The organism is Caldibacillus thermoamylovorans, from assembly GCF_000751775.1.
Taxonomy (GTDB): domain Bacteria; phylum Bacillota; class Bacilli; order Bacillales; family Caldibacillaceae; genus Caldifermentibacillus; species Caldifermentibacillus hisashii.
Genome location: NZ_CCRF01000076.1, coordinates 1 through 8148, shown reverse-complemented (window position 1 = coordinate 8148; position 8148 = coordinate 1). Strand labels below are relative to the sequence as shown.

9 protein-coding genes are annotated in these 8148 nt (G+C 35.6%); 3 read left to right on the top strand and 6 right to left on the bottom strand.

The window, feature by feature from the left end; translation table 11 throughout:
* Positions 1–253 precede the first annotated feature (253 nt).
* Positions 254–1252 (bottom strand): potassium channel family protein, encoded by a 999-nt coding sequence (locus tag BT1A1_RS13190; protein WP_034772019.1) that lies wholly within the window; start codon positions 1250–1252, stop codon positions 254–256.
* 319 nt (positions 1253–1571) lie between these two features.
* Here BT1A1_RS13190 and BT1A1_RS13185 point away from each other — a divergent pair, with 319 nt between their 5' ends.
* Positions 1572–2501 (top strand): dipeptidase, encoded by a 930-nt coding sequence (locus tag BT1A1_RS13185; protein WP_034772017.1) that lies wholly within the window; start codon positions 1572–1574, stop codon positions 2499–2501.
* Positions 2502–3303: 802 nt separating this feature from the next.
* On the opposite strand, the gene BT1A1_RS13180 is transcribed toward BT1A1_RS13185, so the two are convergent.
* Positions 3304–3930, bottom strand: coding sequence for a spore coat protein (locus tag BT1A1_RS13180; RefSeq protein WP_034772015.1), 627 nt, complete (start codon positions 3928–3930; stop codon positions 3304–3306).
* A 318-nt stretch (positions 3931–4248) separates the two neighbouring features.
* Between BT1A1_RS13180 and BT1A1_RS17990 the strand changes: the two genes are divergently transcribed.
* The gene (locus tag BT1A1_RS17990; RefSeq protein ID WP_072012702.1) at positions 4249–4380 is read left to right on the top strand and encodes a YuzL family protein; all 132 of its coding nucleotides are present in this window, start codon (positions 4249–4251) and stop codon (positions 4378–4380) included.
* Between the two features lie 52 nt (positions 4381–4432).
* Here BT1A1_RS17990 and BT1A1_RS13175 read toward each other — a convergent pair whose 3' ends face one another.
* The 4 genes from BT1A1_RS13175 to BT1A1_RS13160 all read right to left on the bottom strand — a co-directional run bounded on the left by BT1A1_RS13175 (position 4433) and on the right by BT1A1_RS13160 (position 7070).
* Positions 4433–4948 (bottom strand): type 1 glutamine amidotransferase domain-containing protein, encoded by a 516-nt coding sequence (locus BT1A1_RS13175; protein ID WP_034772013.1) that lies wholly within the window; start codon positions 4946–4948, stop codon positions 4433–4435.
* Positions 4949–5325: 377 nt separating this feature from the next.
* Positions 5326–5901: a hypothetical protein gene (locus BT1A1_RS13170; protein ID WP_034772011.1), complete on the bottom strand. Its 576-nt coding sequence runs from the start codon at positions 5899–5901 to the stop codon at positions 5326–5328.
* Positions 5894–6679: an ImmA/IrrE family metallo-endopeptidase gene (locus BT1A1_RS13165; RefSeq protein WP_152617983.1), complete on the bottom strand. Its 786-nt coding sequence runs from the start codon at positions 6677–6679 to the stop codon at positions 5894–5896. The genes BT1A1_RS13170 and BT1A1_RS13165 overlap by 8 nt, the downstream gene beginning before the upstream one ends.
* 25 nt (positions 6680–6704) lie before the next feature.
* Positions 6705–7070 carry a helix-turn-helix domain-containing protein gene (locus BT1A1_RS13160; protein WP_034772007.1) on the bottom strand — a complete coding sequence of 122 codons (366 nt, stop codon included), beginning with the start codon at positions 7068–7070 and terminating at the stop codon, positions 6705–6707.
* 505 nt (positions 7071–7575) lie between these two features.
* Here BT1A1_RS13160 and BT1A1_RS19510 point away from each other — a divergent pair.
* Positions 7576–7701: a hypothetical protein gene (locus tag BT1A1_RS19510; RefSeq protein WP_269147498.1), complete on the top strand. Its 126-nt coding sequence runs from the start codon at positions 7576–7578 to the stop codon at positions 7699–7701.
* Positions 7702–8148: the final 447 nt, after the last annotated feature.

Sequence of the window (8148 nt, the reverse complement as noted above, 5' to 3'; positions counted from 1 at the left end):
CCGATTTTATCCGGAAAAGTGCAAGCAGCGGACCAAGTTATCCTAACGGCATCGGTATTGAATCCTTAATTCAAAGCCAATTTTTCTTAAAACAAGAAGGGCTTTCTTGATACAGAAGGCCCTATTTTAATCTTTTAAAATCCCCGTAAGCTAAGTCCCCAAGTTTAAGGGTTTAAGATAGATTGGGGGTGCCGCATGTATCGGGGATAACGACTTCCCCTTACGAATGTTGGACGTGTCAATTTCGAAAAAATTATTGCTGACGAACAATTACCAATAATTGGTCGCTCGGTAATAATACTGTTTCTTTTGCAGGAGCGATTTCTGTTTTTTCTCCCCTTTTAAAACCAAGAAGAATTTTTTGTTCCTCTAGGCAAATGTTTACTGCAGATTCAAACGTATGTCCACTTAAACTTTTATCTTCAATAAAAGTTAGTTCTACCCCGTGGTACGTGTCGAGTAAATTTAAAATAGCATCCGATATACCGTGGGAAAGCATGGTATGATTCATAACTGCACTTACTATTTTATTTGATTGGATGATTTCATCGGCACCTGCTCGTTTTGCATTAATCACTTGTTCATCGGTCAAAATTTCTGCAATGCAATAAATTTGCGGGACCAACCCTTTAATGGCCACAATAGATAATATCGTATACATATCAGAACTGTATTCCGATCTTGTTGGGTTCGCTGTGATTAAGATAAGACTCGCTTCTTTCACATTCGCTTGGTGCAAGATCGTATCAGACGTAGCACTTCCTTTTATAAAAAGGACATTCGTTCCCTTCGCAAATGGACTTTCTTTTAAGGTGGAATCAATCAAAACGATCGATTGATTCGGATGAATTTTTTTATAGGATTCAATAATTTCCCGTGACCTCTCATTCCAACCTACAATAATAAAATGATGTTTCCAATGGACTTGAGCTGTTCCCTTTATTATGGCATTTTCCTTTTTGACAGTAGTTGAGGCAATGGCAGCAAAGTAAGAAGCAACGAGTCCGGCACCGGAAAAAATTAGTAGCATGGCAACGATTCGACCTTTCACTGTTCCAGGTACAAAATCACCGTATCCAACAGTAGAAGTTGTAACAATTGCCCACCAAATCCCGTCAAAAATGGTGGGAAAATTATCCGGCTCAATAAAATGAATGATCGTGCCAAAGGCAATTAATATAAAAATCACGATAAATAATAACCGAACAACATACGGAAAACGTAAAAACCAATGGAAAATATGCAAATTCATATACGTCTCCTCTTGTTGAAATATATAATATCCATTATCACCCTTGTCAAAAAAGTTTATTCTATATGTTGGTTTTAAAAAAATTTTGTTGACGATAAGCCTAATTTAGGAATATGATTTATCAATAAAAAATGTAAAAGAAAGGGTGTCTCATCTGGCATGTTCAAAAAGAAGGTTAAAAGTTTGCGGGTACTAAGCTTTGAATACCGGAGCATTTCTTTTTCATAAGCAAGACAAAAACTATTTTTCCTGACTTTTTGAATGTGCTCGAAAGAAAACCTACTTAATCAACTTTAAGGAAAGCATGGAGGGTTAATTAATGGAAGTCATTGATCTTCATTGTGATGCATTAATGAAATTATCAGAAGCAAAAGGAAAATTATCCTTTCGAAATAGTAGTGAATTGGATACAAATTTAACTAGACTACAAAAAGGGAAGATAAAAATTCAAGCTTTTGCGATTTTTATTGAGCCGAATTTGGAGTCTGATCAAAAATTCCAGGAAGCATTGGATCAGATAGATTATTTTTATGAAGAGGTACTTAGAAAAAATTCGGAAATGAAACATTTAAAATCTTGGTCTGACTTTAATCATTTACAGGATGGGGAAATCGGTGCTTTTTTAACGTTGGAAGGGGTTGATGCAATCGGTAATGACTTGAAAAAGCTGCGAACATTATTCCAATTGGGTGTTATGTCGGTTGGCTTGACATGGAATAATGCCAATTTAGCTGCCGATGGTGCCGGAGAACCGCGAGGCAGGGGTTTGACATTATTTGGAAAAGAAATTGTTTATCTTAATAATGAAAGGAGAGTATTTACCGATGTTTCCCATTTATCGGAGCGAGGGTTTTGGGATGTGATGGAGTTGGCGGAATACCCGATTGCCAGCCATTCCAATGCAAAAGCACTATGCGACCACCCGCGGAACTTGTCAGATGAACAGGCAAGAGCGATGTTTGAAAAAGGCGGTCTTATCCATGTCGTTTACAACCCGCCATTTATTACAGAAAATGGCAAAGCGAGTATTGATGATTTGATAAAACATATTGATCATTTTTGTTCATTAGGCGGGGTCCAACATATTGGTCTCGGATCCGACTTTGACGGAATTTTTCATAAAGTAAAAGGTTTGGAAAATACGGGGATGACACAGAACCTGATTTTAAAGCTGCTCAAGTACTATAAAGAAGAGGAAGTCCGTGGCTTTGCCTATCAAAACTTTTTGGATCATCTTCCTATTGTTTGACCCTAAGAAATTTATAGACGATAGATGATTATCTGCCGGAGAAATTAATCCTGATCTGAGTAAAATTGCCTGATTTTGATGAAGAGACAAATTCTCTTTGACGATTTTGAGGGAATGGAGCTGTTTTTTATTGAAGAGATGGTTTTTCTCCGACACTATTTTGGTCACAAAGGACGCCACTGAATAAGTTCTAAATAATCTTACTAAACACCGTATTTAGATGTATTCCCGAGTTTTATCATACTATATATTATGTTAGTAAAACTTCTTAAATCGTTTTTCAGTGGCCTCGGAATTGACCTGTTTTTTGTTGAAGAGATGGTTTTTCTCGGATACTTTTTTGGTCACAAAGGACGCCACTGAAAAAGTACTAAATCATTATAAGATTACTTGCTTAACACTATATTAAAATGTATTTTTGTGATCTATCCTACTATATATTGAGCAAGTGAACTTATTCGAAATGTTTTTCAGTGGCCTCGTTACAAAGGGGTCTATTGGTGAAGAGGTTTTTTACTCTGTCACTTTTGCGTTCTCGAATGCTTCTTTTGTTGAGGTAAACGTTTTTACACTCAAGTGTTTATAGAAGCGCCTCTTCCTCAGAAATATTCCGTTTTCAAACACTTATTTGTTGAAGAGACGTCTCTTACTGCCACTTTTTTGGATACAAATACTGTCATTTTTTTTGGATTCAAATGCTTATTTTGGACATGAGACGATTTTTTGACATATAAATTCATATTTTCAGACTATTCTTTGTCCATAAAAATAGCCAATTCTTCATTGGGATTGACTTGATTTTTTATTGATATAACTGATCACTCTCTCCTGCTGTCGGGTTCTCATGTTGACTCATGTATTGCTGTAATTGCGGGATATCTTCCGGTACAACTTGATACATAGCGCCTATCTTAAGCGTCATCGTTGGATCTGCCGGTTCCAATGGGTAGTAACCTTTCTTTGCCATGTACTGCCAAACATCATAGGCATGGGAGCAACTCATCATAAAAGCAGTTTGGCAAAACGACCGAATTTCCGGATTCGCCATTTCCATTGCCGACCAAGCATATTCTCGTCCGGCTCGTTTTAAGGTTAACTGGTAGGCAGTTACCATTTCCCGGTCATTAAAATTCTCCACGACCGTTCTCGGCTGAACCGGTGGATACATGCTTAAATTTGAACTCGTTAAGTCTTCAAGTGTTGTGTTTTCTTTAAGTAACGGCAACTCCTTATGGGCACCCGTCGCTTGATTTAGAAACTCCACCTTCATATTATAATCCCTGATATGTAGCGGAAAATGACGTTCCAATATGGCTTTCAATTCGGGATCTTGGACATGTTGAAGCATGTAAGCCATATTGGTTATCGAATTCACACAGCTCATCGTTAGTTCATTCAAATCGTGTAATTCATGTGCAGCCAGTTTCACAAAATTTCCTCCTCGAAAAGATTTTTACATCCCTATCTTGAGTCAACAAAAAATTTCTATACAAATTAATTTTTTAATTGAAGTGGGAAATCTTGGAATCCGCTAAAACTGGCTTCAATATGATGTGGCGTAACGACTGTTAACCGCTATAGCCGCTTACCTCAATCCGGCCCCAATACGATCCAATGCGATGTGGCATAACCGAAAATATAAGGTAGGAATGACTGTACCTTAAACGAATCAAGGGCGGAATTTTTAGGTCTATTATAAAACATACTGAAGATGATTTTAAGGAACACTATACTTGGAGGTGATCATGTGTCCAAAAGAAAAGCGGATCCATCAACAATTGGTTTAAATTCACCGGAAACGGAAGGGCAAGGAACAACGACGAGGGAAACAGGAAGAAAAAAGGCTGACTCATCAAGAAAAAAAGCAAAGCGGTATTAGTACAGTTATAAAAGAAGATGGCTTGTCATATTAAGCCATCTTCAAACAAAACTTATTTTTCCAATAAAGCCAAAGATTCTCGATTAAAAGCAGGCAAATCATCCGGTGTACGGCTTGTGACCAATTGATTGCAGCAAACTACAACTTCTTCGTCAACGAATTTTGCACCGGCATATTCTAAATCGACTTGAATCGATTTATATCCGGTCACTTTCCGGCCTTCTAATGCTTTCGCAGTAATTAATAATTGTGGTCCATGGCAAATCGCAAATACCGGTTTTTTCGCATTCATAAATGCTTTCGCAAATTGAACGAAGCGGTCGTCGGCACGTAGAAGGTCAGGGGAGAAGCCGCCCGGAATCAAGAGAGCATCAAAGTCCTCAGGTTTTACGTCATCGATGGAAGCATCAACCGGAACTTTTTCCCCGTGTTTTCCGACAACGGTTTTACCTTTTTCTGTTTCAATAACCGTTAACTCATGGCCGGCTTCTTTAAACGCTTGAGCCGGGGATGTATATTCAATATCCTCAAATTCATTAGTAAGAACTACAGCAATTTTTTTACTCATTAATATCACCCCATGCCAATTTTTTATAATGAATAGTATTTCCCTTCAGCTGTTTCCCATACAAAGCCAAAAGGAAAAATTCGACCAAGAATGTTCATAATAGAACAATCTGCCTTACAATACTGTAGTATAAACACTAGTGATAAAAATTTCAAACAAAGCAACTTATTGAATTGGGGGAGGGTTTGGAAGTTTGACAGTTGATAACTAAAAAAATACATGTAGGCCTCGATAGGACTTTACATTACTTGGAAAATTAAAGGATAAAATATATTGCAAAAGTTTCTAAAAGACGCACAAATTACAATCTAGGATATTAAATCATATTATAAATTTATTAAAAATAAAAATTGACAAGGCCAAGAGTAACAGTTTGCTTACTCCAGCGGCCATAAGTCATCATTAAAGCGTTCTTTACCATATCCAGCTATTGTCCAAATTAATAATGCATCTTTTCTTTTCCCTCCTGTTTCTTTAATTGTTCGAACTAAATCTTCAATACGAACGACTTGAATAGGAGATGAAAAGTTCTCATTAATGAATGATTGTTGACCCGTTTCATCTGAAAGAAAGTAGGGAATATTTACTGTCTGGGCAAACGCAATCGACACGATTTTTCCCCAATGATTTCCATTTTCTCTTGTATTTTTTACTCGTCTCAATTTTTCAATTGTATTTTCGTAAATGGTTAATGCTAGCTTCCCCATCTTAGCTATTGTCTCTTCATTAACAATTTCTGCACGACTTTTTTGAATTAGGGCATCAATCTGATTCTTTGCTCCTCTTGGCGATAATACCTCATTTTCATATACATACTCATGAATCAGTAGCTTACCAATATAATTTGGCAGTATATCTTCTAGTATATTGTATTTCTTTATTCTCCCAACCTTAATAGCAAAGTCTGCATCTAGTATGGCAACTGGCCAAATGTATGTGTTTGAATTATTCATCTAATTCCTCTAACAGTTTATCTATTTCATCTTCTGTTGGGAGGTTATTTGGTAAATCGATGTCAAAATCCTCAGGTTTTTTATTAATGAGAGATAATAGATTTTTCAATCTTTTGGGGGATATAAGTCCTTCTTGATAGAGATCACATGCATCTTTGGCTAAACCTTCATAATGAATAATTGGTCTTTCAACCTTTGGACTGTCTAATTGCAATTTTTTACGAATTAATTCAACGTTTGGTTCTTTCCATAATTGTTCCATTAGAGTTTTGTCGATAAATTTTATTTCAAAAAGTCTCCGAACCATCGTTTTATATGGAACTTGGAAAACATGAGACAATTCAACAACTTGATTAGCGGTAATAGCATTTTTTTGGATATCTAAAAATAACAATTCCTGTTCTAATACGTGTTTTGGAACTAATAGCATGGCTGCAAATAAATTCGCCCGTAATTCTCGTATATTGTCTGTTTCGTCATTTAATATTTTACTCTCTAACATTTGGGGATTTATAAGGTATTCTTTATCAAACCAAATATGATATAGTTCATGGGCGGCTGCAAAATTCTGTTTATCTGTAGGTATTTGACTATTTATATAAACAAATAAACGACCCTTTTTTTGACAGACAAATGCACACAATTCTTCATCTGAAAATGGGGATTGCAAGAGGATGGCTTCTTTTCTAATTATACTAAAAACCTCTTTACCAAGTATCCTTGAAGTTTTATGAAGTTCATTCAATTTTCCATTTGCCTTCAATTCAATTTCTTCCATCTCTGGTTCTGTTAAAAATGAAATCTTAGTCACGGTCGATGCTCCTTGTTTTTTTTAGTTCTTCCAATTCAATCATTTCATCCATGACGTAGTCTAAATATTGAAGGTGATGTCTTATTTTTGCATTCTCTGTTTGATTCATCATAAATAGTATGGGATCTTCAATGACATTCGTTTCTGATTCATGGTGAACTAGTTCATCGACAGAAATATTCATGACATCTGCAATCTTTTTTATTTCCTCAATATTTGTGGCCTTTTGTCCTTTAACAATCTTGCTCATTACTTGTTTGGAAACACCAATTCGTTCAGCAAATTCTGTTTGACTTATTTGATGTTTTTCAATGTAATGAATTATTTTTTCTCCAAATTCCTCAAAAATTGTTTTCATTCTACATTCCTCCCTAAACTATATGATATCCAATTTTTCATATTCAAGTCAACAATTTGTTTACTTCATGTAAATATTTGTATTCTAACTGTTTACTAAGAGGTCTGATTTCAAATGTTTTGGGAAGATATGGTAAAGTGGTCAATAGAAAGAGTGACATGAACAAACAAACAGAACGATAAATCTTAGCCCATTGGAGAACTAAATGAATATGGCACTATATATAGTTAGTTGAAAAACCTTGGTTGAATTTCCAATTACTGCAGTGATCCGCAATGTTTCATCAATCTCAAGTTCCTGGTCATACATTTGGACGTTATCGAAAAAAAGTATCTCTTCTGAGTTTAAGGAGATAAAAAAGCTAGAACAAAGTAAGAATTAGAACCCATTATTTTGTGTTAATGAAATTGCCAACAATGAAAGAAAATCCGTGGGTAGAAATTGAAGCATTAGAGATTTTGATTGCCTTCGTCTAGTCATAGAAAACATGCCTGATGAAAATTTGATGAAGAAGCTTGAACAAAGTCGTGGCAAAGGAATAGACGATTATCCTGTCCGTTTTATGTGGAATGTGTTATTGGCCGGAATCGTGTTACAACATGATAGTGACGCAAAAGTTCTACGTGAATAGGAACGCTTCGGACAGTTACGTACTTTATGTGGTTTTAACGGGAAAGTCCTACTCCATGGGAATTTAGTCGATTCTTGAAGAAACTGTTGGAACATCGGGCAGAAGTTAACGCAATGTTTGATAATTTGGCATAGAAGTCAAACGGATATTGCCGGATTTCGGAAAACGGCTGGGCTATAGATAATAAAGCAGTCCAATCATTTGTATCAGAAAAGAATAAAAATGAGAAGCCTTGTAAAAGCTGTCTAGAATTAGTATTTATTCACACATGGAAAACTTCATGAAAAAGTAATCCATAAGTAAAAAAATCTGGATAATTGACAATAGGATAAGTACGCCTTTTTTGTAAAAATTGAGGAGAAACATAATCTTAAGCTATTGAAATTTAAAGTTGGGCTGAAAAAGTAAAGAATTGAAAGTAATTTTTTGAGTTAACACATAAAAAAG